The organism is Actinomadura sp. 6N118 (assembly GCF_044326415.1).
Lineage (GTDB): Bacteria > Actinomycetota > Actinomycetes > Streptosporangiales > Streptosporangiaceae > Spirillospora.
The window spans coordinates 169,910-194,388 of the sequence record NZ_JBIRAZ010000017.1 but is presented as its reverse complement, the minus strand read 5'-3'; the positions used below and the strand labels follow the sequence as shown (position 1 = coordinate 194,388).

The window sequence follows — 24,479 nt, the reverse complement described above, 5'->3', positions numbered from 1 at the left end:
GCGGCAACGGAGGTGCTCCTCCGCCAGCGCCTAACACGATCGACCTGGCTCAACAAGCCAGGACGTCTGCCCAACTCCCCATCCCCAAGACGCACACAGCGCCCGATGGCAAGACTTATGTAGAAGTCCGGACCCGGCTGTGGGCTGAGGGCTTTGTGCAGGTATCCACCCCACCGCTCACCGTGGGTGCTCAGACCATCCAGATAACCGCGACACCGAGCAAGGTCGTATGGAACCTCGGTGAAAAGGCCCTGGAGTGCCTGGGGGCGGGGAGCAAGGACAGCGATTTCTGTTCCTATACCTACAAACGTTCCTCAGCCGGGCAACCTGGCGGTGCCTATCAACTCTCCGCGACCATCTCCTGGGACGTGGCTTGGACTTGCAACGGCGCGGACTGCGACGCGGGCGGCGGCACCCTCGATCCTCTGGAGTTGACTTCCGTTCCCGAACCTCTGGTGGTCGGCGAGATCCAGACCCGATCACGCCAATGAGAGGGGCTCCAGCTCAGCGGATGACTCCGAGTCGAGCAGTCGCGCTGCTCGGTACTGCGGCGATGCTTCTCGCAAGTTGTGGTGGCGAGGACAAACAATCACGCCCTTCAGCCACCCCTACTCAGAGTGCCCCGGCGGTCGCCCCTCCGCCTAACCTCTCGACGCAGCAGGTCAAGGCAGGACTGCTCTCGTCCCGGGAGGTCGGCTCGGAGATCAAGCAGACCGGTATCGCTGTTGAAGCCATCCAGAAGAAGCAAGCGCCGATGTGCTCGCTTTCCGGCATCAAACTGCCTGGGCAGCCTGAGACGACCATCCGCCAGTTCAGCAACCCCGCCACCGGGAAGGGCGAGGTCAAGTACGCGCAGCTAATCGCTCGCTATCAGGATGCCCCAGGTGCCGCCAATGCGTACGCGGCACTTCAGAAGGCCGCGCGTGCCTGCCCATCCAAACAACACGTCCCGCCCAAGAAGGTGAACGCGAACTTCACCCTGTTCGCACACGATGACACGTGGAGGGTAAGCGAAGACAGTCTGGCGGGGTGGACCCATCTCCGTGGATTCGAGCGGCAGAAGTACTCCGCCTCAGCGTCCAAAGAAAACATCTTCTACTTCACGTACGACTATGCGGTGCGCGGCAACCTCGTTATCACGACCCTCTATTGGGAGCGCACCTCGCCGTCCAAGCCATCGGACCCGATCAGCAAGCGAGCTGCCGAGCTTCTGGACAAGCAGCTGAAAAAACTGGGCTGACCGGGGCGGCTCATGACCTCAGACACTCCGTTGGCCAACTGGCGGATACCTGGTTATGCCGAGCTGCAGGAGTTGGGCGCGGGGGCTCAGGGACGCGTCGTTCTGGCTCGGCAAGTGGCGTCCGGGGCAGTCGTTGCGATCAAGTACCTGGCCCCGGAGCTGCTGGGTAACACTCATGCTCGCGTCACCTTCCGCGCTGAGGCGGAGATGCTCTCCCGCCTCGCCGACCCGCATGTGGCGCGCCTGCGCGGCTACACGGAGGCCACGGACGGCGCTGCGATCATCATGGAGGCGGTGCACGGGCAGTCGCTTCGCAGGCTGCTCGATGAACGCATGGCGCTCGTCCCCGAGGCCGCTCTGACGGTGCTGAAGGGTTCGCTGCTCGGGTTGGCCGCCGCGCACTCTGTCGGCGTGGTCCACAGGGACTACAAGCCCGCGAACGTCATGGTGCAGGACAACGGGCAGAGCAAACTGATCGACTTCGGCGTCGCCGTTCTCGCCGGCCAGGGCAGCATCGTGGGGACCCCGGCATACATGTCACCGGAGCAATGGCAAGGCGTGCCGGCGACCGCTGCGACCGACATCTATGCGGCTACCTGCGTCTTCTTCGAGTGCGTTGTGGGCGGGCGGCCATTCCAGGCGGACACCACTGAGGCGTGGCAGGCCGAGCACACCTTCGGCACCATTCCGCTGAACGCTGTGCCAGAACCACTACGTCCGCTAGTCCTTCGTGGGATGGCCAAGGATCCGGGTCAGCGCTTCCAGAACGCACGCGAGTTCGTTCACAGCCTTGAAGTCATCGCCACGACCGCATATGGCTCCGACTGGGAACAGAGGGGCTGGTACGCCCTCGGCACGGCTGTGGCCTTGTTCACGGCGGCGTTCCCTCTGACGTTGCTTGGCGGCAGCGGTGTAGCCGGTGCCGGTGCCGGTGCGGCCGTGACGGGGACCACGGCAGCCAATGCCGCCAACACCGTGGCAGGGACCACGGCTGCGCAGACGACCTCCGGGGTCGGCCACGCAGCTGGAGGCAGCGGTGTGATCAGCAAGGTCGGCGGCGTGAAGGGCGTCGCCGGAGCCGGAACGGCGGTCACCGGCGCGATCGTCATCGCCATGGTGCTCTGGCCTTCCGGCCCCACGGTAGGCGGCGAGTCCCGTGGTTCCATCCGCGCCTCCTTCACAAACCCGGGTGTGCTGTTGGGCCAGCCGAACATGCCGGCTTCCGAATCTCCGTACATGAAGCTGGACATCACCGTGTCGCCCGGGCGGATCAAACCCGGGACTCAGGTGCACGTCACCACCCGGTTCCAGGCAAGAACTCCGCAAGGCGTGAAGTACCTACCAGGTGGAACGCGTCAGTGCTTCGGCGAGAAAGCCAGGCGCCGAGACCTCAACAGCGGCTACAACTACTCGCTCGGTCAAAGCCCCACCGCAGCAAAGGAGGGCCAGGGCCAGGTTTGGTTCTACCGGACCGCCAAGTCCGGCAGTGCAGGACAGCCAAACCGCAACGGAACGTTCGTTATCACCACGTCAAAGACCACGGGCGAATCCCAGCCCTACGTGCCCGGAGAATGCGCCTTCATCAGCTCATGGACCGACACCCGGAGCTTCAAGATGCCGGACACCGATGAGCTGCCTCCAGGCCATTACTTGATATCGCCCTCAGACCCGCCCCGCCTCATGGAGGTCGAGAGGGACAACACCAAGATCTCCCTCGAGTCGGTCGGCCCGAGAACGGACGTGAGCCTGCCCAAGATCAGAGTCTTCTGGGACTGACGGCTCCTGGGTTGGGGTTGACGGGCTGGGTGGGTGGGGGGAGCGTCGCCTGTAGGTGGAGGCAGGCCGCTTCATCGATCCCCATCGGCTCAGCAGAGGAGCGGGCACGATGAAGATTCTGGTTTTCGGGGCGACGGGCGGTACGGGGCGGCGCGTCGTCGAGCAGGCTCTGGATCGGGGGCATGAGGTCACCGCGTTCGTGCGCGATCCGGCCAAGCTGGGCGTGGAGCATGAGCAGCTCAGGGTCGCGCAGGGCGATGTCATGGACTACGAGGCGATCGAACGGGCCGTGCAGGGGCAGGACGCCGTCGTGTGCGTGTTGGGGGCGCCGGCGCGGAAGACGGGGACGGTGCGGTCCGAGGGCACGCAGAACATCATCCGGGCTATGGAGAAGGCCGGGGTGCGGCGGCTCGTGGTTCAGTCGACCATCGGCATGGCCGACAGTGCTGAGATGCTGCCGTTCCAGTACAAGTACGTGCTTGTGCCGCTGATTCTGCGGTCGGCGTTCGCGGACACCGCGCGGCAGGAGGAGTACGTGCGGCAGAGCGGGCTGGACTGGACGCTCGTGCGGCCGGGTGCGTTGACCAAGGGGGAACGCACCGGCGCCTACAAACATGGGACGGGGGTGACCACGATCATCAAGTCGAAGCTCTCCAGGGCTGACGCGGCGGACTTCCTGCTGAAGCAGTTGCAGGATGACGCGTACGTTCGTGAGGCCCCGTACGTGTCGTATTAGGGCGGGCCTAGCTCGGCGCGGACCAGGGCGCCTCCGGATGGGGCTGTGCCCAGGGTGAGGTGGCCGCCTGAGACTTCGGTGACCCGGCGGACGATGTCCAGGCCCAGCCCGGACGAGCCGCCGCCGCTGCGGCCGCGCCGGACGCGGGTGTCAGCGAAGCCTGGGCCGTTGTCGGCCACCTCCAGCACCGCACCGCCACCGGGCTGCGGGACCAGCGTGACCGAGAAGTCCGTGCCGCCGGGCGTGTGGCTGAAGATGTTGGAGATCAGGACGTCGAACGCGTCGGCGAGTTCAGCGCTGGACGTGGCGACAGGGAGAGGGCCGGGGGTGATTTCGCCTCCGATCGAGCGCCCCTGCTCGGCGGCGAGGACCGACCAGAACTCCATACGCTCGGCGATCACCACCGTGGCGTCGCAGGTCCCCGGTCCGGTGTCCCCACTGCGGACGATCTTGATGGCGTCGGTGACCGTGCTCTCGACCTGGTCGATGGTGCGGTTCACCTTGGTGCGTTCCGTCTGGTCTTCGAGGAGGTCGGCTTCGAGGCGCAGGGCGGTGAGGGGGGTGCGGAGCCGGTGCGAGAGGTCGGCGATGCGTTCGCGTTCACCCTTGACCAGTTCGGAGATCCGGCGCGCCAGGGAGTTGAGCGCGGCGGCCACCTCGACGAGCTCGACCGCGCCTCCGCCGCGGGCCCGCGCGGCCAGGTCGCCGCGGCCGAGGCGGCGGGACACCTCCGACAGTTCGAGCAGCGGCCGCGTCAGCCGGGTGGCCAGAGGGAACGTGACGAGGACGCCGATCAACAGCAGGAGAAAGGCCAGCAGCGCGAGCGTGGCCAGCGCCACGTTCACACCCTCGTACATGACGGAGTCGCTCACGAACGCGCGTACGACGACCGGCCCGTCGTTGCGGACGATGACCGACAGCAGCACCTCGCGACCGCCCGGCACTTCGGCGACCAGGCTGTAGCCGCGCTCGGCGAGCCGGACAGCGTCGGAACGTGCAGCCGAATCACCGAGCACGCGACCGGACGGGAGGAAGACGGAGAACGTGTCGGCCTCCCTGGCCGCGAGGCTGTCGACGGAGAGCGCGAGCGTCTCGGTGTCCTCGCGCATGAGGATCGGGACGAGAGACTCGGCCTCGACCACCGTCTGGGCGACGCTCTCGTCGGCGGAGATGGAACGCACCGTCGCCACGAGCGGCAGGAAGAACGCGACGAGGACCAGCAGGATGATCAGGACGACCAGGGACATCAACTGCCGCCGGATGGTCGTGAGCGTCACGCCCCTTACCCTAGCTGACCTGCATTTTCATCACCGTGTGTTGACTCGGGGCTGACCTCTGGGATGCCACGCTTGCTCGCGTGACCGCGCGTACCGCCACCCTGGTCGGCATCTGGCTGGCCATCGCCGTGCTCATGGTCGCGGTGGGACTGGCCGCCGTACAGATCACCAACTGGATGCTGACGGGCGGCGTCGTCCAGCCGATGTCCAGTGGGGAGATCCAGAGGCGCCTCGACACCCAACCTGCGATCACCCCCGATCCGGAGAACTCCGTAGCGGGCGCGGGCGAACCGCGGGTTTTCACGAGCCCGGGCGGGCGAGTTCTCGCGGTGTGCGTCGGCCAAGACCAGGCGGCCCTCACCGGCTGGAACCCGGCCATCGGCTACCGTAGCCATCTCGTTCAGGACGGCCCCGCCCGGGAGGCAGTGGTCCTTTTCCGGCACGAGGACGGCGCCACGGTCAGGGCCGCCGTCCGCTGCACCGGCGGCTTCCCGAGGCTGCTTCCCTGAGGCCGCAGGTGCGGTGGCATTTCCCAATGCGGGCCCCGGAAAGCAAAAGAGGCCGTACCGATTTTGCTTCGGTACGGCCTCAGGTGGAGGTCGGGGCGCGGGGTCTGTCACGAGACGCGGCGCAGAGTCATGACCTTGCGGGGCCGTCGGCGGCGTTCCGGGATTCCAGGATCGCCTGCGGCCAGCAGCTGCTTGAGCGAACGGGGGACGATCTCTTCCGCGAGGTGCGTGTTCATGATGTTTCTCCTTCACAGGTGCCGGGCCGTTCACAGGTGTGGAGCCGCTGGTCACGCGGCGACGGCGAGGCCGAAGTAGGTGGTCTCGACCGCGTCGCCGAAGTACGCGGTCTGGATCGCGTCGAGCGCCCAGCGCATGCGGGCGGCGTAGGCCTCGGGGTGGTCGCCGGCCTCCTGGGCGACGCGGGCGAGGCAGGTGGCGCAGTCGTCGCCGCACTCGGCGAGCCGCGTGTCGACGGCGGCGCGGACCTGCGCGGAGGAGGGGCCTGCGGACGCCTGGAGCGGGGAGGTGAAGAGGATCTGGGCCAGTTCGGAGACGCTCATCGTGGTCGACATCGCGGGCCTTCTTCCTTGTTCGGCTCTGCTCTGAGCCTATCAGAACGGAATACTTTGTTCCATAGCCCGAGCCGTCGGATTTCCGGGAAAATCGCGGTGGTTCCGGCTGGTCGAGAGCCCTCCGCCGAGCCTCGCTGGTTCGTTGTCGTGCTCTCACAGAGGTAGACCACGCCCCCTCCGAGAACTCATCGCCTCCGGCGCCGAATTCTCAAAAAACTTCTGCCGTGGCCAGCGTGGGCGGACGGGAGCAGGCAGGGGCAGGCGGGGTAGCGGCTTCTGCCTTGGCGCGGCTACAAGCCGAGGCGGGCGGCGGCGACCTTCTTGGGCACGACCATGCGCCAGGCGTCGATGACCAGCTCGCGCATCTCGGGTTCGTCGAGCTCGGCGGTCCAGGCGTTCACCCAGTTGAAGCGCTGGTCAGAGAGGCGCGGCAGGTGGAACTTGGTCGGCTCGGACTCGATGAGCGCGGCGCGCTCCTCCTTCGGGAACGCGAAGCCCATGATCGTCTCATCCGCGGAGAACGCGACGTAGACGATCTGGCCGACCCGGAACTTCACGCAGTCCCTGATGAGGTGTTCCGACGTGCGGGGCAACGTCAGCGCCAGGCGCCGCACGTCCTCGACGGTGACCATCCCCCATTATGGCCATCCGCCCGGTACAGAATTGACGATCTTGGTAGATTGCGGGACAAAAGAACAGAGCAAAGTGCGTCGGGGAACGGGGTGCGCGTGGACGAACTCGTGCGATGGCAGACCGACCAGGGACCGGTGATCGTCGAGGTCGACACCCGGGAGCCGGGGTTCCAGTCGGTGTCACGCCCCGACCACGGACTCATCTTCAACGCCGCCGAGCGGCTGGAATCGGCCCTCGACCACGTGCGCGGCGCCGCCGAGTCCGCGCTCCGCACCCTCCAGGGCGGCAAGCTCAACCCGGACATGATCGAGCTGGAGTTCGGGGTCAAGCTGAACGCCTCGGCGGGCGCGGTCATCGCCAAGACCGCCGGCGAGGGCCATCTCAAGGTGAAGCTCACCTGGGGCGGCCCGGCCGGTTCCGGCCAGGCGTCGACCGAGGAGGAAGGCTGACCGCACCGTGCACGACTGGCAGTGGCGGGCCTGGGTGGGCGAGGCCTCTGGAGAGTCCCGCGCGTCGGCGTTCCTGATCACCCCCACCAAGCTGCTGACGTGCGCCCATTCGGTGACCCGCCGGAGCAGCACGTGGGTCGGCTTCCCGGGGCTGAGCGGCCCGCTGCCGGCCAAGATCGTGTCATGCGGCGACTGGCAGCGGCCGGGCGACGAAGGCGACGTGGCGGTGCTCGAACTCAGCACCCCGGTCACGTTCACCCCCGCCCGGCTCGCCGCGCCCGACATCCTGGACCGGCCGGCCCCGCGGGCTCCCCACGGACCCGTGCCGTACGGCGGGCAGCGTGTGCTCGGGACGTACGGCTTCCCCCATCCCCGCGAGCCGGACGAGCGGCACATCACCGTCACCACCGGGCCGTCGATGGTGCAGCGGCAGGAGTGGTGGCAGCTCAAGGCAGAGCCCGGCGACCAGATCCTGGAGGGATACAGCGGCGCGGCCGTGTACGACCAGTCCACACGCGAGGTCGTCGGGATGATCACCGACTCCGATCTGCGCGGCACGGACGGCGCGGTGGGCCGGATGTTGCCGCTCGCCGCCATCCGCCGCTACTGGGAGGAGCTCGACGACCACCTGCCCCTGACCTGGCTGACGCCGCCCGCGCGGCATTCGCTGAGGCGTCTGCTGACCGGCGCCGCCACCGCCGCGCCCCTCGCTGAGCTCGTCGCCGAGGCCGTCGGCCCCATGCCGGGGAGGCCCAGGTTCCGGTCGGTGTGGGATTCGGTCCGGAGCGTGGCCGAGGGCTGGCCGGACGACCCGGACCGGCTGGCGCGCTGGATCGCCGTTCTCCAGCGCCACCTGTCCGACCGGGATCTGGCCGGCTGGTCCCGGGCGCACCTGCCCCGCCCACGCGCCGGCACCACCCAAGACGGCACCGAAGACGGCACCGCCTCGGTGATCGTCCGGTTGGAACGCGTGACGCACGACAACGCCTACGACGTGACCGTGCACACCTGGATCGACGGCGCGGAGGGTGCCCGGCAGGAGACGGTCCGGGTCCCGGAACGGGCCGTACGGCAGGCGGCGGAGACCGGCCTGGCCAAGGCGCGCGGCGCGATGGTGGGCCGGACCGACTGGATGATCGAGTTCGCGGTGCCGGAGTCGTGGCTGGGCAAGCCCTTCGAGGAGTGGTACGTCGAACGCGAACACCAGCTGCCCATGGGCATGTATCCGGTCGTGGTGCGGGACGTCGAACGCCTCCGCCCCGACTCGATCCGCCGCGACCAGGCCCACCGCCGCTGGCGTGTGCTGCGCGAGCGCGGCAGCAGCGAGCCGGAACGCGTCGACTGCGGCAGACCGCGCGCCAAGAGCGCGTTCCAAAACTGGCTGATGGCCAACTCCGACGTCTGCGTCCTGGTCTACGGGGCGCGTCCTGCGAAGGCCTGGGTCACCGCCGCGCTCAACACCGGCATCCCGGTCATGGCCTGGCCCCGTACCCGCTGCACCCCCGGCTGCACCGGCCGGCACCAGGTCGACGACCTCGCCGACGCCCTCGCGGGCCACCCCGACCACCTGCCGGCGCGGGTGATGGAGCTGCGCAAGCAGGCCCTCGTCGCGCCCGCCCACGAGCCGCACTGCGGCCGTGAGCTCACCCTGCTGTGGGACGACCCGTCCCGTCTTCCTGATCCGCCCCTCGCTATGGAGGTATGAGGTGCCTGACTGGCTGCTGTACCGCGGGACCCGCGAGCCGCACGACGGCATCAACAGCCTCCCGCCACCCCCGCCGTGGCGTTCGTTCTCCGGCGGGCCGACGCTGGACATCCCGCCCGCGGGCCCCGCCGGACACCACCAGGCGACCACGTACCGCCCGTCGGACGACGCCGTGCAGCAGGTGAACGCGGCGCTCTACCTGCGCCGCCCGCTCCTGGTGACCGGCCCGCCCGGCACCGGCAAGTCCACCCTCGCGTACGCGGTGGCGCACGAACTCGGGCTCGGCTCGGTCCTGCACTGGCCCATCACCAGCCGGGTCACCCTGCGCGACGGTCTCTACCAATACGACCCCCTCACCCGCCTGTACGCCGCGAGACGCGAGGGCACCGTGAACGGGGGCGAGCCCACGCCCGACGACATCGGCCGCTACATCCGCCTAGGACCCCTCGGCACCGCGCTCCTCCCGTACGCCCGGCCGCGGGTCCTGCTCATCGACGAGATCGACAAGAGCGACATCGACCTGCCCAACGACCTGCTCACCATCTTCGAGAAGGGCGAGTACGAGATCCCCGAACTCGCCCGCCGCGCCGAGCCCACCGCCGAGGTGATGACCGCCGACGGCTCGGACGCCGACCGCGTCACCGTGACCCGCGGCACCGTCCGCTGCAACGCGTTCCCCCTCGTCGTGATGACCAGCAACGGTGAACGCGAGTTCCCGCCCGCGTTCCTGCGCCGCTGCATCACGGTCAAGCTCAGCCAGCCCGCCGACCAGGCCGAACTCGCCGCCATCGTCCGCGAGCACCTGGGCGACCTGGCGGACCGGAGCGACGACCTCATCGGCCAGTTCTTCGAACGGGCCAAACAGGGCACGCTCGCCACCGACCAGCTGCTGAACGCCGTCTACCTGTGCCGTTTCTCCGACGCGGCCGACCGCCGCGACCTCGCCGACCGCATCACGCCGTATCTGGCCGCCGGTCCAGATGAAGATTGAAAGACTCCACCAGGCCCTGGACTCGCTCGGCCAGCCCACCGACGCACGCGAGCTGAGCGAGATCCTCTGGCTCGCCTGCCACACCTCGTCCACCCAGACCGCCGAAGCACCGCCCGCGCCCGACACCACCCACGACGACCTGCCACCCCCCGAAGACATCTCCGAGAGCCCTCAGGCTCCCCATAGTCCGCCCCAACAACAGCCCGACCAACTCACCACCGAACTCCACCCGCGCCCTCCCGAATCCCAGAGCGGCAGCGACGCCAGGGAGATCCTCGTCCCGACGGCGCCGATGCTGACCAACCCCCTGGGGGTCCAGCGCGCGCTCCGCCCCCTCAAACGCCGAGTCGCATCTCCCCTCCGCACCGAGCTGGACGAGGACGCGACCGCCGCCCGCATCGCCGAGACCGCCCTGTGGGTGCCCGTCCTGACCCCAGCGCCCGAACGCTGGCTCTCCCTCAACCTGGTCGTGGACACCGGCCCGTCCATGAGGCTCTGGCAGCCCCTAGGCCGCGAACTCGCCGAGACGATCGTCCGCCAAGGCGCCTTCCGCGACCTACACCTCACCTACCTGAACGAGTCGGGAGGTATCTCGTCCTCCCCCACCGGTCCCGCCCGTTCCCCCACCACGCTCCTGGACCCCGCCGGACGCCACACAACGCTCGTGCTCAGCGACTGTTCCGGCCCGCACTGGTGGAACGGCCGCGCCCCGCGCGCTCTCCGCCGCTGGGCGCAGACCGGCCCGACGGCGATCCTGCAACCGCTCCCCGAACGTCTGTGGCGCCGCACCGCCGCCCCCACCACCCCCGGCCTCGCCTCACTCCCCCGCCCCGGCGCGCCTAACACCAAATTGGACTTCACCCCGTACGACGGCGAGGCCCCCGACGGCCTACCGATCCCCGTCTTGGAGATCGCACCCCGCTGGCTCTCCGGCTGGGCGAACCTGGTCGCGGGCGCAGGACCCCAACCCGCCGCCATGGCCACGCCCACCGCCACCACCGCCGCGCCCGTTCAACGCGAACGCGAACTCCCTCCAGAGGAACGTGTCCGCCGCTTCCTGGTGACCGCCTCCCCCGAAGCCGCCGAGCTGGCCGCCCATGTCGCGGTCTCCATCCCGCTCCTCCCGGTGATGCGCCTCATCCAGCATCGCGTCCTGGGCGAGTCCGGTCCCGGCCAGCTGGCCGAGGTACTCCTGAGCGGCCTCCTGCGCCCCGTCGACCACTCCATCGGCCATTACGAGTTCGTCCCCGGCGCCCGCGCGGCCCTCCTCGCCAGCCTCCCGCGCCCCGAGGCCTGGCACACCCGTCACGTCCTCGAACAGGTCTCCGCCGAGATCGAACCCCGCATCGGCTCGGCCGCAGAGACCTTCCGCGCCCTCCTCCCCTCCGCCCAAGGCGACCAAGCCCTCCCCGACCGCCCCTTCGCCCTCATCAGCCCGGAGGCAAGAGCCCTCCTAGACCGGACGATCACGCCCCCGCCGCCCCCCGCGCCCGCGGTCCCGCCATTCCCAAACATCGCGAGTGTCGCTTCCCAGCCGCCACCGCCACCGCAAGTCCAGGCTCCCCCGATCGCCGCTCGCCCCGCCGGTAGCGATGTCGTGCACTTGAGCGGCGTCCGCATGACCGATTACGTGGATGGCAAGCTCAGCGGCGAGGAACTCGTCCGCGCGCTCGCCCATCTCGCGGACTGCGATTCATGCCGCCAAGAAGCCGACGTACTGCGGCTTGTGAGGGATCGGGTGCGGGGCACGGCTAGTTCCCCGCCAAGCAACGCCGCTGACGATCGCCCGGAACCGGCGCCGGGGGGCCGGATCCGCCGCTTCATCAACAGGTTCCTGCCCGGCTCCGCCGAGGCTCCCTCGGATCGGGCTTCACTGTTCCAAACCCCCGCGCAACCGATCCCGGACTGGACGCGGCGGGTGGACGAGTGGGAGCCGGTCACCCTCGGGGCGAACGATGACGGGCCGGTCAGGCTCGACGTTATGGACGGCTTCATGCCCGGCCACGGCCTGATCATCGATCGGCAGCTGTCCGGCCGCTCTCAGCTCGTGCGGACACTCGTGACAGAACTAGCCGTCGCCCATCCGCCCGCGCAACTCAACTTCCTGTTGGCGGACTACTCGGCGGGCAGCACGTTCACCGGCGGGATTGAGGAGCTTCCTCACGTTGCCGACGTGATCACCAATATCGCGAATGAGCTCTCGCTGGCCGACCGGCTGGGCGAGGCACTCGTTCACGAGCTGGACCGGCGGCAGTCCCTCCTCGACGCGGCACGTTCGATCGCCTGGCACCACTACCAGTCGTCGGTGACGCAGGGCGAGCCGATCCCGCCGTTGCCAGCCCTCTTCGTGCTGGTGAACGCGGCTGACATGCTGTTCGTGGCCAAGCCGGAGCTTCAAGACGTGATCCGGCAGGTCGTGGAGCGCGGTCCCCTGCTCGGCATGCAGGTCACCATGATCTCCACCCGAAGGAGGAGGTTCAACTTCGACCATGCCCCTTCCTGGTACATCACGGTTTCCGCAGAAGGTTGCCGCCTGGACGTGGGCCGTGAATCCACCGAGTTCAAGCTGTTGCCCAGGACGAACGTGCGTGCACTGGCACGGACACTATCCGAACGCGAGCCGCAAGCGCATTGGCTGATGCCAAGGCGGCAGCCGGAAGCGGCGACCGTCGAGAGTGCTCCCGGAACCGATCTGCAGTTGCGGGATCTCGGACTCGGCGCGCCGCTGGGTACAGGCGGGATGAGCACCCTCTACTCGATGGTCTCGGTGAACGATGAACTGCTCTACAAGGAGTACCGAGGTCGGTTCGCCGAAACCGACGCCGACGCCGTCGCGCGTCTGGTGTCGTTCCCCGCCACTCTCTCAGCGGGCGAGAGAAAACTGCTGCTCAGTCAGACGGCCTGGCCAGTGGCGCGTGTGCTGGACGGTGACCGGGTCGCGGGTGTCGTCATACCGCGCGCTCCGGAGCGCTTCTACGGACGGTTCGGGCCGCGCGGCGCCGATTCGGTGCGCGTGCGTGAGCTCAGCTACCTGCTGTCTGACCGCCGGACCACCTGGGGCGAATCCGAGACCCCGCCGGAAGCCGGCGATCGGCTGGAGATAGTCCAGCGGATCGCGGCGCTCTTCCAACTGCTGCATTCACACTCGTTGGTCATCGGGGACGTGACGACACGCACCATTCTTTGGGCCTCACGACCTGCGGAGATCTATCTGCTCAACTGTGACGGAATGCGCTTTGCTGGGACGCCAATGGGCCAGGACTGGCATGATCCGCTGGGCGCCGATCAGGACGCGGATCCGGATGGCGATCGTTACAAGCTGGCGCTGCTGATCGTCCGCGTCCTCGCCCAAATCCCGCACCTGCGGCCGGGCGACAGGATCGAGTTTGTGGAGGGGATCCCGCCGCGCATCGCCGCGAGCGTCTCAGACCTCTTCCGGGAGGCTCGCGGGCCTGTAGGCACCCGTCCCACCGCTGACCAATGGGTGCAGGCGCTCGGCGTGGAGACGTAGGGCCTACCGTCAGCGCATGGCGGCGATGGAGGTGCGGAGGCGGCGCAGGTCCCGGATGCGGTGCTCGTACGTCGCGCCCGCGAAGAGCAGAGCCAGCCCCGTGACTGCGATCGGTGCCCAGCGCGGTCCCTGGCCGACGAGGTCGAACAGCGCCGGGCCCAGTTCGTGCGCCGCGTTCAACACCAGCACGCCGCCACCCAGCAGGAGGGGCGCCTGGAGCCGGGTCCACGCCCCTGCCAAGGTCGCGGTGAACGCGGCGACGCCCAGGAGAAGCGGGCGGGTCAGGCCCAGGTCGGTCCATGTGACGACCAGGCTCGGTACGAACGTCAACGCCAAAGCAGGCCCGTAGACCGCCCAAGAGGAGGTCGCGGGGCGGATCCAATGCGCTACGACGACGCCGGCAACGGTCAGCGTCACCGTGTAGGCCTCGGGCGCCGTCACGTCGGCCACGGCTAGGCGCAGCCACAGTGCCAGTTGGAGCAACGCCAGCCCGGCCCATGCGGCTTGCCTGCGATCGGGCCGCAGGGCAGTACCGAGGGTGATCAGGCCCGCGACCGCAAGGGCGAGGCTCGTCCAGGCGACGTCAGCTGCCGTCATCACCACCGCGACGACGCACAGCGCGTTCGCGGTGATCTCGACCGCGACCGTCCGGAGCTCGGCCGCCAGCAGGAGCGCGGCGGCCGCCGTGGCGAGGACGGCGAACGCGGCGTGCGTGGCCGAGGCCCCGGCCGCCAGAGAGGCCGCGGCGGAACAGCCTGCGACGGCCATGACCGCCACCGCCGATGCACCCTCGCGCACATATGAGCCGCGTGCGTACACGGCGCAGCCTCCGGCGAGGACAGCCAAGCCACCGAGAACGAGCAACGTCGAGACGCGGTCGGCCAAGGACCAGGCGATCGTGAGGGTCGCGAGCCATCCGGCCATCACGCCCGCGACGTTCGCGACCGGGCCGGTCGCACGGCACGCCTGGACGGCGAGCGCGATCACGAGAACGGCCACGAAGGCCGGCGCGAACGAAGGGCGGAGATGCGCTGCGAGGGGCAGGAGGGCAACTGGAGCGGCGATCGTGGCCGCGATGACAGCGTGCCCGGTCAGGACCCGGACCGAGGCGATGGCCGTTCCCGCGGCAAGCGCGGCCACCGCTGCCGCCACGGGTTCTCCCGGGTCGAGGTCTCGCGGGCCGGTCCAGACTCGGTCGATCCAGAGGTACGGCCCGACCATCGCCTCTGCGAACGTGGGCAGGTGGAGGAGCAGCGCCGTGGCAACAGTCAGCAGGCCCGCGACCTGCAGTCCTATCCACTTGTGGGAGGCCACCAGGGCGAGACCACCGGCGGCGAGCACGAGGGAGAGGGGCTCCGGATGCGGCACGGTCATGCCTGCGGAGACCACAAGCAGGACGGCTCCCGTGCCCAGAAGCGCGTTCCGCACGACGGCAGTGAGATGCCCGGCTGATCGGAGGACGAGCACTGCGATGGCCAGCACGACGAAGGCCGCGTACTCGCGCGGCAGCCCCTCCGACAACGCGATCGCGGCCCCCTCCGCACCCAGGGCGAGCGACGCGACGGCCGCCGCCACACCGGCTTCCGGGGTATGCCTGCCCCAGAGGGCGAACGCGGCGGCGATCAGCGCGAGCATCGCCAGGACCACCAGCGTGGCGGGCCGTTCGGCGAGGGACCATGACGCGGCGAGGGACGCCGACCAAAGCGTCGCCACCCCCGCCGGTCCTCGCGCGATGGCGGCCCAGCAGGCCAGGCCCGCAGTGACGGCGACCAGGAAGGCCAGCGCGGCCCAGTAGGGAAGATCGGCGGCGACGGGCAACGGCATGAGCACGACGGGGAGAAGCACTCGCGCGACGCCGGTCGCCGCCCGGCCGGCATGGGCGGCGACCGCGAGAACGGCGGCGGACGCGGCGAGCAGCAGGACCGGCACGAGCATCGGCTCCGGGTGCCAGGCGGGTGAGTCCGGAGACAACGCCGCTCGGGCGTTGTCGGCGGCGGCTCCGGCCCCGACTCCGTGCCAGCTCTCTCCCATCCAGGCGTACGGGCCGGTGAGGGCGGTGAAGAAGGCCTTGCCCAGCGGCAACGGCGCGCAGAAGGCCAGGGCGGAGGCGGCGATGACATGTACGAGGCGCAACGGGCCGCTGCTCGTCCATGCTCCGGCGGCCACCAGCACGGCGGCGATCGCCCAGGTGAGCGCGAGGAGCCCGCGATCGGCGGGAACGTAGAGGACGGCCGCCACGGTGAGCACCTCGGCCGCCAGGTGGAACGCGCGCACCTGCCCGGGCCGCCGCGATCTCCAGGCCGGGAGCGTCACGAGGGCGAGGGCGGAGGCTCGTACGGCGAGCAGCAAGAACGGAACCACCGCCGACCTGCTGTCAGCCGACTGCCAAGCCCAAACCGCCCATGCCAAGCCGCCCGCCGCGATCACCGCCCCGGAGGCGCCGGTCACGCGCGGAATCTCCGTACGAGCCAGAGCGGCGAACGCGATGAGAAGCACGAGCACGATCCCGACGACGAGCACCGTCGAGTCCTCGCGTACCAACGAACCAGCCACCGCGAGCAAGGCGGCGAACGCAACAACGACCGTGCTCGTCGCGGCCAGCCTCTCAGCACGGGTGCGCAATGCCACGATCGACAACGCCCATGCAAGCCCGAGCGGGACCGCGATGGCGGCGGCGTGTGACAGGTCTCCGGAGATCGGAAGCGTGAGCACGGCGACCGAGCCCAACACCAACGCCGCAGGCACCATGCCACGCCGCCGAACGGACACGACTCCGGCCACCAGAGTCGACGCGGCAAGGACCACCGGAACAGCCGGTGCGCCATGCCACATGAAGTCCGGCCAGGCCGTCTCACGAGCCCGGACAGGCGAACTCGCCCATATCGATGCCACCCAGGTCAGCGGACCGAAAAGCGCCGTCACGACGTACGGCGTCATCAGCAGCCCGGTCAGCGCGAGTGCGAGCAGGCCGGCGCCGACGAAACCCGGGCGCAGCCAGTCGGGTGCCGGCAGTACGCCAGCGGTCAGAACGACCAGGCATGCGGCTGCATACGCGGCCGGGTCCCAACCATCGGGCAAGACAGCTGCGACCGGTGCCGCCAAGGCCGCCACAAAGCAGATGCCGGAGACCGCCTGCGCCACGTACGAACGCGGCAAGCCCGGACCAAGGAGAAGCAAGCCTGGGCCAAGGTGACGTGCGGTCAACCCCGCCAGGACAGCGGCGAAGACCAGAACGGCGGCGACCCGCACAGCCCCTCCGCCCGAGCCCGGAACGAACGAGACGACCAGCGCGAGACCAACGCCTGCGCCCGCCGCCAGCACTCCGGCCACCGCGATGACGGTTCGCTCGACCTGTACGTGCCGAGGTGCCAGCGCGTGCAGAAGAAGGTCGAGCGCAGCGGTGGCGCACAGTGCGAGCGCCATCCCGGTCGGCGTGAGCCCGACGGCGAACGCGGCCAGCGGAAGCGGAGCCTGTGCCAGCACGATCGCCGTCGGGTACGGCAGCCGGAGCGGGGCGTACCTGCCGTACCAGGCCCATCCCGCCGCCATCAACGCCATGGCCAGCGACGCGCCCCAGAAGGTGGCGGCGTCGCCATCGGCGACTCCCCGCGAACCAGCGGGTGCCTCGCCGCCCCCCAGCGCCTTGCCGATCGCGACGGCGTCCAGGGGCACGAGCACAAGACCGATGAACGCGATCGTCTCGGCGGTCGCGGCCAGTCCCCGCCGCGCGAGCGGCCAGGGCACCGCGAGCGTGATCGCGGTGATCGTCACCAGGACACCCGCGCGGATGCTCAGATGTCCCCAGCTGACCACGGTGAACACGATCGCCGCGACGGCCAGCAGCAGGCCTCCGAAGAGGAGCAGCAGGTTCTGGACCGCTCGCTGGGAGACGTCGCGTCGCCGCCGCACCGGCTCGGCCGCGCGCGGCGCCTCCGGCCGATCCGGCAAAGGCGCCGTGAGCGTCGGAGGTGCCGAAGGTTCCGGAAGTGCCGAAGGTCTCGGAGCAAGGGCGGCGGCGGCCGCGTGCCGGGCGTAGTCGAGGCCTGAGAGCAACTCCCGCTGCCTGTCACACAGGTGTGCGCGTTCCTTCTCGATCTCCAGCAGGCGGGCGTTGATCCGGGCCAGCTCCGCGCTGACGGCCTCGGTGTCGGGGAGCGGCGGACCCCAGTGCCAGCCGGGATCGCGTCGATGGTCGGTGTCCATGGACCAATCTCTGTCGATCTTCAGGTGCGGTGCGGGCAGCGTATGACGCGGACGGCCGCCGGACCCATGAACGGCGTAAATTGGACAGGCCACGATTCCGTTTTGCACTGATCGATCCAAAACTGTTAAGGTCGGGCGCATGGCACGACCGAGGCAGTTCGACGAGGAGCGGGCGGTGGATGCGGCGATGCGCGCGTTCTGGACCGCGGGCTACGAGGGCACCTCGACGCAGGACCTCTGCGAGGCGACAGGGCTTGGGCGCAGCAGCATCTACAACACGTTCAAGAGCAAGCACGACCTCTTCGAACGGGCACTGCGCCGCTACATGGACGGCAAGAACGCGGCGATCTTCGAGCTCCTGGAGGGCGACACCCCGGCCAAGGACAAGGTCTGGGCCCTCCTGTGGCAGGTGATCGAGGCTCCGGCGGACGATCCGATCGGCTGCCTCGTGGTCAACTCGACCGTCGAGCTGGGCCCGCACGATCCGGCAGTCGTCGCCGTGCTGCGGAGGGATCTGGAGCGACGGCTCGACGCGTTGACGGCGACGATCGAGGACGGGCAGCGCCGAGGTGAGATCGGCACCGGCAAGGACGCCAGGGAGCTCGCCCATTTCGTCAACGCCACGATCAGCGGGCTACAGGTGGCGATACGCGGTGGCGCTGGGAGAAGCGCCCTGGAAGGGATCGCTCGCACCGCACTGAGCGCCCTTTGAAACTCAGCGCTCTTTGAAACTGAGCACCCTTTGAACGAGGCGGCCCTCAAAGCCGCCTTTTCTTCCGCGCAAATTTTGAACTGATCTATCCAAAACAGGAGGGCACACCGATGCCGTTGGCCATCTACATCCTCGGACTGTCCATCTTCGCCCAGGGCACATCGGAGCTCATGCTCGCCGGGCTGCTCACCGAGATGGCCACCGACCTGGGCGTCTCCGTCCCGCAGGCAGGCCTGCTGATCTCCGCGTTCGCACTCGGGATGCTCGTCGGCGCGCCGGTCTTGGCGGTGGTGACGTTGCGATGGCCACGCCGGGACGCACTGCTCGTGTTCCTGGCGGTCTTCATCGTGGCGCACATCGTGGGCGCACTGACGCCTGGATACTGGGTGTTGTTCGCGACCCGCGTCGTGGGCGCCTTCGTGTACGCCGGGTTCTGGGCGGTGGCGGCGACGACGGCGCTCAGCCTCGTTCCGGCGAACGCGCGTGGCAGGGCGATGAGCATCGTCGCAGGCGGGCTCACCGTGGCCACGATCGCCGGCCTTCCGGCGGGCACCGTCATCGGCCAGCACCTCGGCTGGCGTGCCGCGTTCTGGACGGTCGCCGCCCTGTCGGCGATCGCGATGGCGGGCGTGGCCGCCACGATCCCCGGCGGACGCCCGGAGGAGACGCCGGAGCTGCGGCGCGAGCTGCGGACGATGGCCCGGCCCCGGCTCTGGCTCGCGTACAGCACGACCGCTCTGTCCACCGGCGCCCTGCTCGTGACGTTCGGCTACCTCGGCGCGCTGCTGACCGAGACGACCGGCGTGGCGGACCGCTGGGTGCCCGCGGTGCTGGCGGTGTACGGGGCCGGCGCGCTCATCGGCATCACCACCGGCGGCCGCACCTCGGACGTGCACCCCTTCCGCACTCTGTTCGCGGGCGTCACGGGTCTGACCGTGATCTCACTTGCGCTCGCGCTGACAGCAGGGATGGCGATCCCGGTGGTCGCGCTGGTGTTCCTGCTGGGCGCGTTCGGGTTCGCCACCAATCCCGCGCTCAACACCCGGGTGTTCGCGCTGGCCGAGGGCGCTCCGACGCTCGCCGCCGCAGCCAATGTCTCCGCGTTCAACGTCGGCATCACGGCCGGCCCGTGGCTCGGCGGCCTGGCCATCGGCGGCGGCCTCGGCTACCCCTCGGTCGCCTGGATCGGGGCGGCGCTGGGCCTGGCCGCGCTCGGCACGGTGGCGTGGGCGGGCGCGCTCCAACGCCGTAGGGCCGGCACGAAGCAGGTTCACTCCGTACCGGCCCTCAGCGACGCATGATCAGCGCGTCAGCGGCAACCCTTGGCAGGCATGCCGTAGAGCACTCGCCCCTGCCACTTGCCGTTCTGCGTCTGCCGCTTCTCAGGATGTTCGGCGACGGTCCAGACCTGGTGCGTACCCCGGTAGCAGGACATGTCCTCCGGGCCGTACGAGATCGTCGACCTGGAGAGAACGGTGAACCCGCCTGCGTACTTCGCCCGGACGAGCTGGCCGCGGTTGCGCACGGTGCCAGGTTCGAGTGGCTTCTCCTGCTTGAACACGTTGCGGGTGAACCACCAGTTGCCGCGCGTCCCGACACCGCCCTGGACGTTCGTCACCGGCAGGTTGGCCACGTACGCGGGGTTGGCCCGCCCGTTCTTGTCCATCACCAGGTCGCTGCCGCCCTTGCTCCCGATGGGGAAGGCGGCGACACGTCCGCCCTCGCCCATGCAGAATTCGCCCGAGATGAGCTTGTCCTTGCCCGCGCGGTCGATGGCCAGCCACGAATGGTTGGGCGTGCCGGTGGCAGTGCAGGGCTTGCCGGAACGTGTGTTCGGCACGTACGAGGCGACCTGCGGCATCACGTAGCGATAGCCATGGCCGTAGTACGTCTTGCCGTGCAGGCCGATCAACTTGGGCTTACGGGTGGAGCCGTTCTTGCTCTTGCCCAGGTCGAAGATCTGCCGCATGTCGAAGACGCGGACGCCCGTGCTGGTGTCGGCGACGTAGAGCCTGTTGCCGTACCACGCGAGTCCGCCGGCGTGGATGCCCTTGTCGGTGCCGTGGGTGCCGACGGGCTCGTACGTGGGCTTGCCCTTGGCGTTCTTGTACGGCCAGACCAGGATCGCGTGGCGGTAGGTGTTGTTCTTGAGATTGATGAACGTCACCCGCGCGCTCTTGTGATAGCCGTCCTTGCGGTTGTCGTACCAGCTGACGAGCAGGGCTTTTCCGCCCTTGCCCCATGAGCCGCCGGCCTGGGCGTCGGACGTTCCGGTGACACCTTGCGGGTACCACTGGACGGACTTGGTGTCGGCCGAATTGAAACAGAACCAGTCACCCTGCTTGGGGGCCGCGGCCTTGGTGGCGCAGGCTCCCTTCCGGGAACCCTTGCGGTTGCCCGCCTTGTCGTTGAGCAGTGCGGTGACGCTGCTGGTCTTGAGGTTCTTCGCCATGCCGCCGAGGGCGGCGCCGGCCGGGGCCTTGCCGACCTTGAGCACGTAGGCGCTCTTGCTGGGCGTGGCCGCGGCCACGGCTTCGGCGTTACTTGCTTTATCTGAAGCCACGTAGGCGTATGTAGGAATACCGGCTGTCAGCGCCGCGAGGGAGGCGACGATGACGAGGGGGAGCCGGACATTCATGTGATCACCTCCAGGGGATCATGGAACGTAACATTCACCTACTCTCCGTTAAAAGATCACTAATCGTGTTAAAACGATCACTCTGGGAGAGATCGCCCAGGTCGGCGGCCGATCTTTGGCACGGTCCACAAATGCGCGCCGAACGTGAGGTTCCTAACAACGCACAAGGGCCGGTCCCGATCGGCACGATCGAGACCGGCCCTTACGCCGGTGATGCCAGTGCTGCGGACGAGTTGGACGTCCTAGCGGACGCGGCAGTTACCGGTGTCGACCTTGGTCGGGTCGCTCTCCGAGGTCGCCTTCAGCACGAGCTTGGCCTTGCGGTCGGCGCCGGGCGCCGCCTTGGCCCACACCTGCACCGTGGTGGTGCGGCCCGCCTGGGCGGTGGCCAGTGCGTTCGGCAGCACGGTCGTCCAGCCCTTGCCGGTCGCCGAGGCGCTCAGCCGGTAGACGTCGGAGCCGTGGTAGCCGGTGCCGCCCTTGCCGGAGTTGCGCAACGGCACGGTGCACTTGACCCAGCCGGAGCCGGCCGGACGTGCGGAGCCGTTGTCCACCTTCACGCCGCGGCGCTGCTTGCCGGCTCCGTCCAGCGAACGCACGGCGACGGTGTAGGACAGCACGCCCTTGCGGTCACGCTTGAGGTCGAGCACGTAGAAGTGGAGGCGGTTGGCCGTGTCCACGTGCTCGTACTCGCTGCCGGAGTTCGTGCCCGCGTGCATCAGCGCGTCCGACAGCTGCCGGTAGTCGCCGATGGTCATCTTGACCTGCTGGCCGTTCGGCAGCACGTAGTCGACCTTGTCGATGTCCTGCGGGTTGGAGTCCTTGACCCAGATGAACGGCGCGTCGTCGGCGTCCTTGGTCTTGGACAGCAGCACACCGGAGTCCGGCGTGAACGAGTCGAAGCCCATCCGGTCGACGACCTCGACCGTGTAGTTGTTGTACTTGCCGCCGTCGCACAGCGGGTCCTTGGAGGTGTCGCAGGGCGGGCTCAGGTCGGCCTTGTCACCCGCGCCCAACCGCACGTTGATGCCGGTAAGCCCGTCCTTGCCCGGCTGGACGGCGCGCGCGGTCACCTTGGCGACGGCGGTGCCGTCCGTCGGCAACGTCGCCCGGTCGAGCTGGAGCACCTTCTTCGTGTCGACGATGCCCAGCTTGAGCTTGTTGCGGAGCGTGTGCTGCGCACCCATCGACGCGCCGCCCGTCGCCGGGATCATCCAGCGGCTGTGCGGGCCGCCGGGGCCGTTGAAGCTGCCTCGGCTCAGCATCTCCCACGGGCCGGTGTACGCCCGGCGCGGCGGGTTGCCGTACGGGTTGTTGTAGTTGTCGAGGATCCCGAGGATGTGGCTGAACTCGTGGGCGAAGACCCCCATGCCGGAGCTCTCGGCCTGCGTCGAGCTCCGCGGCGGGGCACCGATCACCGCGTTCGGCCAGTGGTTGGACGCGGCCTGCCATGACGTCCAGGGCACATAGCGCGTGTTCGCCCAGTTGGGCATGGCCGTGTCCGGCGGGCCCCACTCGTCGGTCACGTCCTCCTTGGTCGGGAACTTCATCATCCCGAACTCCTGCCAGGTGGCCGACTCGTCCTGCCCGGCGGTGAGGAAGAAGACGAACTCGTACTGGCTGGCCACCTCCTCACCCACGTCGGCCACCCAGGCCGCCCGCGCGTCAGCACGGATGTCGCGACCACAGGTGTCACCGGACGGGCAGTCGCTGGCCTGCTGGAACTGGCCGATGCCGTACTCGTGGTCCTTGGCCTTCATGGTGTACGCGCCGAACGCCTTCAGGTCGACGCCGTACCGGCCGCCGGAGTCCTCCATCCAGTACTCATGGAGGGTGTGGCCCTTGTTGATTGTCTGGGGCTTGTTGAGGAAGTCCTGGTAGAACTGCGCGACCTTGTCGTTCGGCACGTTGCCGACAAGGCTCGGGTTGCCGTAGATGGTCGAGTTCTTGGGCTGGGTGACCACGAACGGCTGGTTCGGGTAGTCGACCAGGACCACGGCACCCTTGAAGTTCTTGATCGACCCCTTCTTGGCCGGATCGGACCACGTCGTGCCCGGGATCGGCTTGTAGTCGTCCCAGGTCATCGTGTCGGGGAGCTCGTAGTTCTGCGGGTCGATCGGCTTCGGGGCGCCCGGCGCCGCGAACGTCCGCGCCTGCTGGCCCTCCTGCCATGGCTGGGTCTGCGGCCAGTGCCGCATCTGCCAGGGGTTGGGGGTCGGTTTCGGGATGGGCGCCTTCGCCTGCGCGGTGGCCGGGGCGGCCGCCAGGCCCGCGGACAGCATCAGCGCTGCCACTGCGGGTGCCAAGAGAATCTTTTTGGCTCTCATGTCTCCCCTGTCTCAAATGTCATCCGAGACGGTAGAGACGGCCCCTTTCATGATCAAGGGCTGTTGTGGCCGACGTTCACGGTGGCGTGCTGGCAGGTGACGACAGCTCTGAGGAAGCTCTGCGGAAGCGTTGAGGATGCCCTGAAGAAGCTCCGACGAAGCCGTTCCAGCGGGCGTCAGCAGGGACGACGCCGGGTATCGATGCCGCATGAGCACCAAGACCGTGGCCGAGAAACTGGGCATCAAGCCCGGGCACGCCGTGCACGTGATCAACGCGCCCGGTGACTACGCGCAGCTGGTCGGCGGGCTGCCCGAGGGAGCGGAGGTCACCACGACCGTGCCGGCCGACGCGGTGCACCTCTTCGCGGAGGGCAAGCTCGAACTGGACGCCTCCATCAAGCAGGCCATCGACGCCGTGCGCCCCGGCGGCCTGCTGTGGGTCTCCTATCCCAAGGGCGGCGCGTCCGACATCAACCGTGACAGCCTCTGGCCCACGTTCACCCCGTACGGCTGGCGTCCCGTCCGGCAGATCTCGGTCGACGCGCGCTGGTCGGCCCTGCGGTTCCGGCCGGACGGCGACGTGCGCGGGACCGGCGACCGCTTCACATAAGAAAGGGCCTGTCAGACGAGCTTGCGGGCGGCCACGACGATGCCGTCCTCGTCGCTGTAGAGCCAGTCGTTCTCGCGAAACTCCACGCCGCCGAAGCTCACCGGCTCGTCCACCTCGCCCGCTCCGTCCTTGGCGCTCTTGCGCGGGTTGGAGCCGAGCGCCTTGACGCCGAGTTCCATCGTGCGGAGCGCCGCGACGTCCCGGACCGCGCCGTTGATGACGACCCCCAGCCAGCCGTTCTTCACCGCAGCCGCCGCGATCATGTCTCCCATCAGGGCGGACGCGAGCGAGCCTCCACCGTCCACGACCAGCACCCGGCCTTCGCCGGGCGTGTTGAGGAGCTGCTTCACCAGGCCGTTGTCACGGAAACAGCGCACGGTCGCGATCGGCCCGCCGAACGTGGTGTGCGCGCCGTACTGCCGGAACTGCGTCTCGCAGCTCTGCAGCTCGTCCCCGAAGTCGTCGATCAGGTCAGCGGTAGCGAAGTCCATGAGCGGATCCTACTCGCAGGTAACTCCCGGCTCCTGTGCCGGTTCGAGGGCTGAGGACCTGACAGCGGGTGCGGATGTTCGATAGAACCATGGACAAAC

Annotated in this window: 20 protein-coding genes; 12 read left to right on the top strand and 8 right to left on the bottom strand. The window is 68.9% G+C overall.

The window, feature by feature from the left end; translation table 11 throughout:
* Positions 1 to 155: 155 nt before the first annotated feature.
* The 4 genes from ACH34W_RS37145 (at position 156) to ACH34W_RS37130 (ending at position 3,752) form a co-directional block, all read left to right on the top strand.
* Entirely contained in the window at positions 156 to 491 is a 336-nt protein-coding gene (locus tag ACH34W_RS37145; protein ID WP_395965853.1) for a hypothetical protein, read from the top strand.
* Between the two features lie 62 nt (positions 492 to 553).
* Entirely contained in the window at positions 554 to 1,240 is a 687-nt protein-coding gene (locus ACH34W_RS37140; protein ID WP_395965852.1) for a hypothetical protein, read from the top strand.
* 12 nt (positions 1,241 to 1,252) lie between these two features.
* The gene (locus ACH34W_RS37135) at positions 1,253 to 3,016 is read left to right on the top strand and encodes a serine/threonine-protein kinase (protein ID WP_395965851.1); all 1,764 of its coding nucleotides are present in this window, start codon (positions 1,253 to 1,255) and stop codon (positions 3,014 to 3,016) included.
* 109 nt (positions 3,017 to 3,125) lie between these two features.
* Positions 3,126 to 3,752 carry an NAD(P)-dependent oxidoreductase gene (locus ACH34W_RS37130; protein WP_395965850.1) on the top strand — a complete coding sequence of 209 codons (627 nt, stop codon included), beginning with the start codon at positions 3,126 to 3,128 and terminating at the stop codon, positions 3,750 to 3,752.
* Here the strand turns inward: ACH34W_RS37130 and ACH34W_RS37125 are convergent.
* Entirely contained in the window at positions 3,749 to 5,029 is a 1,281-nt protein-coding gene (locus ACH34W_RS37125) for a sensor histidine kinase (protein WP_395965849.1), read from the bottom strand. The genes ACH34W_RS37130 and ACH34W_RS37125 overlap by 4 nt on opposite strands.
* A gap of 80 nt (positions 5,030 to 5,109) precedes the next feature.
* Between ACH34W_RS37125 and ACH34W_RS37120 the strand changes: the two genes are divergently transcribed.
* Positions 5,110 to 5,538 carry a hypothetical protein gene (locus ACH34W_RS37120; RefSeq protein ID WP_395965848.1) on the top strand — a complete coding sequence of 143 codons (429 nt, stop codon included), beginning with the start codon at positions 5,110 to 5,112 and terminating at the stop codon, positions 5,536 to 5,538.
* 107 nt (positions 5,539 to 5,645) lie between these two features.
* On the opposite strand, the gene ACH34W_RS37115 is transcribed toward ACH34W_RS37120, so the two are convergent.
* The 3 genes from ACH34W_RS37115 to ACH34W_RS37105 form a co-directional block, all read right to left on the bottom strand.
* Positions 5,646 to 5,774 (bottom strand): hypothetical protein, encoded by a 129-nt coding sequence (locus tag ACH34W_RS37115; protein WP_395965847.1) that lies wholly within the window; start codon positions 5,772 to 5,774, stop codon positions 5,646 to 5,648.
* Between the two features lie 51 nt (positions 5,775 to 5,825).
* Positions 5,826 to 6,110: a hypothetical protein gene (locus tag ACH34W_RS37110; protein WP_395965846.1), complete on the bottom strand. Its 285-nt coding sequence runs from the start codon at positions 6,108 to 6,110 to the stop codon at positions 5,826 to 5,828.
* Positions 6,111 to 6,400: 290 nt separating this feature from the next.
* On the bottom strand, positions 6,401 to 6,742 hold the full coding sequence (locus tag ACH34W_RS37105; RefSeq protein WP_395965845.1) for an MmcQ/YjbR family DNA-binding protein: 342 nt from the start codon (positions 6,740 to 6,742) through the stop codon (positions 6,401 to 6,403).
* A gap of 96 nt (positions 6,743 to 6,838) precedes the next feature.
* Here ACH34W_RS37105 and ACH34W_RS37100 point away from each other — a divergent pair, with 96 nt between their 5' ends.
* Genes ACH34W_RS37100 through ACH34W_RS37085 form a run of 4 tightly spaced genes read left to right on the top strand, consistent with a single transcriptional unit; the run spans position 6,839 to position 13,399 of the window.
* Positions 6,839 to 7,192, top strand: a complete 354-nt coding sequence (locus tag ACH34W_RS37100; protein ID WP_395965844.1) for a CU044_2847 family protein — start codon at positions 6,839 to 6,841, stop codon at positions 7,190 to 7,192.
* 7 nt (positions 7,193 to 7,199) lie between these two features.
* Complete coding sequence (locus ACH34W_RS37095) at positions 7,200 to 8,897, top strand: hypothetical protein (protein ID WP_395965843.1); 1,698 nt, start codon at positions 7,200 to 7,202, stop codon at positions 8,895 to 8,897.
* A gap of 1 nt (position 8,898) precedes the next feature.
* Entirely contained in the window at positions 8,899 to 9,888 is a 990-nt protein-coding gene (locus ACH34W_RS37090) for an AAA family ATPase (RefSeq protein ID WP_395965842.1), read from the top strand.
* Positions 9,878 to 13,399, top strand: a complete 3,522-nt coding sequence (locus tag ACH34W_RS37085) for an SAV_2336 N-terminal domain-related protein (RefSeq protein ID WP_395965841.1) — start codon at positions 9,878 to 9,880, stop codon at positions 13,397 to 13,399. Before ACH34W_RS37090 ends, ACH34W_RS37085 begins: the two co-directional genes overlap by 11 nt.
* Positions 13,400 to 13,408: 9 nt before the next feature.
* Here ACH34W_RS37085 and ACH34W_RS37080 read toward each other — a convergent pair whose 3' ends face one another.
* Positions 13,409 to 17,602, bottom strand: coding sequence for an SCO7613 C-terminal domain-containing membrane protein (locus ACH34W_RS37080; RefSeq protein ID WP_395965840.1), 4,194 nt, complete (start codon positions 17,600 to 17,602; stop codon positions 13,409 to 13,411).
* A gap of 139 nt (positions 17,603 to 17,741) precedes the next feature.
* Between ACH34W_RS37080 and ACH34W_RS37075 the strand changes: the two genes are divergently transcribed.
* Both ACH34W_RS37075 and ACH34W_RS37070 read left to right on the top strand, forming a co-directional pair.
* A complete protein-coding gene (locus ACH34W_RS37075; protein WP_395965839.1) occupies positions 17,742 to 18,314 on the top strand; it encodes a TetR/AcrR family transcriptional regulator in 573 nt (190 codons plus the stop codon).
* Positions 18,315 to 18,424: 110 nt separating this feature from the next.
* Positions 18,425 to 19,615, top strand: coding sequence for a Cmx/CmrA family chloramphenicol efflux MFS transporter (locus tag ACH34W_RS37070; protein WP_395965838.1), 1,191 nt, complete (start codon positions 18,425 to 18,427; stop codon positions 19,613 to 19,615).
* Between the two features lie 8 nt (positions 19,616 to 19,623).
* On the opposite strand, the gene ACH34W_RS37065 is transcribed toward ACH34W_RS37070, so the two are convergent.
* Together ACH34W_RS37065 and ACH34W_RS37060 are read right to left on the bottom strand one after the other, a co-directional pair.
* Complete coding sequence (locus ACH34W_RS37065) at positions 19,624 to 20,952, bottom strand: hypothetical protein (RefSeq protein ID WP_395965837.1); 1,329 nt, start codon at positions 20,950 to 20,952, stop codon at positions 19,624 to 19,626.
* Positions 20,953 to 21,194: 242 nt separating this feature from the next.
* Complete coding sequence (locus tag ACH34W_RS37060; RefSeq protein WP_395965836.1) at positions 21,195 to 23,279, bottom strand: M6 family metalloprotease domain-containing protein; 2,085 nt, start codon at positions 23,277 to 23,279, stop codon at positions 21,195 to 21,197.
* Positions 23,280 to 23,487: 208 nt separating this feature from the next.
* On the opposite strand from ACH34W_RS37060, the gene ACH34W_RS37055 reads away from it, so the two are divergent.
* Entirely contained in the window at positions 23,488 to 23,889 is a 402-nt protein-coding gene (locus tag ACH34W_RS37055) for a hypothetical protein (protein WP_395965835.1), read from the top strand.
* A gap of 11 nt (positions 23,890 to 23,900) precedes the next feature.
* Here the strand turns inward: ACH34W_RS37055 and rraA are convergent, their stop codons facing one another.
* The gene (rraA, locus tag ACH34W_RS37050) at positions 23,901 to 24,380 is read right to left on the bottom strand and encodes a ribonuclease E activity regulator RraA (protein WP_395965834.1); all 480 of its coding nucleotides are present in this window, start codon (positions 24,378 to 24,380) and stop codon (positions 23,901 to 23,903) included.
* Positions 24,381 to 24,479 lie beyond the last annotated feature (99 nt).

Bases quoted from the DNA above. Each gene is read 5' to 3' on its own strand.
- ACH34W_RS37110 (WP_395965846.1), bottom strand. From the start codon at position 6,110: ATGTCGACCACGATGAGCGTCTCCGAACTGGCCCAGATCCTCTTCACC.
- ACH34W_RS37060 (WP_395965836.1), bottom strand. From the start codon at position 23,279: ATGAGAGCCAAAAAGATTCTCTTGGCACCCGCAGTGGCAGCGCTGATG.
- ACH34W_RS37075 (WP_395965839.1), top strand. From the start codon at position 17,742: ATGGCACGACCGAGGCAGTTCGACGAGGAGCGGGCGGTGGATGCGGCG.
- ACH34W_RS37105 (WP_395965845.1), bottom strand. From the start codon at position 6,742: ATGGTCACCGTCGAGGACGTGCGGCGCCTGGCGCTGACGTTGCCCCGC.
- ACH34W_RS37130 (WP_395965850.1), top strand. From the start codon at position 3,126: ATGAAGATTCTGGTTTTCGGGGCGACGGGCGGTACGGGGCGGCGCGTC.
- ACH34W_RS37055 (WP_395965835.1), top strand. From the start codon at position 23,488: ATGAGCACCAAGACCGTGGCCGAGAAACTGGGCATCAAGCCCGGGCAC.
- ACH34W_RS37080 (WP_395965840.1), bottom strand. From the start codon at position 17,602: ATGGACACCGACCATCGACGCGATCCCGGCTGGCACTGGGGTCCGCCG.
- ACH34W_RS37070 (WP_395965838.1), top strand. From the start codon at position 18,425: ATGCCGTTGGCCATCTACATCCTCGGACTGTCCATCTTCGCCCAGGGC.
- ACH34W_RS37065 (WP_395965837.1), bottom strand. From the start codon at position 20,952: ATGAATGTCCGGCTCCCCCTCGTCATCGTCGCCTCCCTCGCGGCGCTG.
- rraA (WP_395965834.1), bottom strand. From the start codon at position 24,380: ATGGACTTCGCTACCGCTGACCTGATCGACGACTTCGGGGACGAGCTG.
- ACH34W_RS37135 (WP_395965851.1), top strand. From the start codon at position 1,253: ATGACCTCAGACACTCCGTTGGCCAACTGGCGGATACCTGGTTATGCC.
- ACH34W_RS37115 (WP_395965847.1), bottom strand. From the start codon at position 5,774: ATGAACACGCACCTCGCGGAAGAGATCGTCCCCCGTTCGCTCAAGCAG.
- ACH34W_RS37140 (WP_395965852.1), top strand. From the start codon at position 554: ATGCTTCTCGCAAGTTGTGGTGGCGAGGACAAACAATCACGCCCTTCA.
- ACH34W_RS37085 (WP_395965841.1), top strand. From the start codon at position 9,878: ATGAAGATTGAAAGACTCCACCAGGCCCTGGACTCGCTCGGCCAGCCC.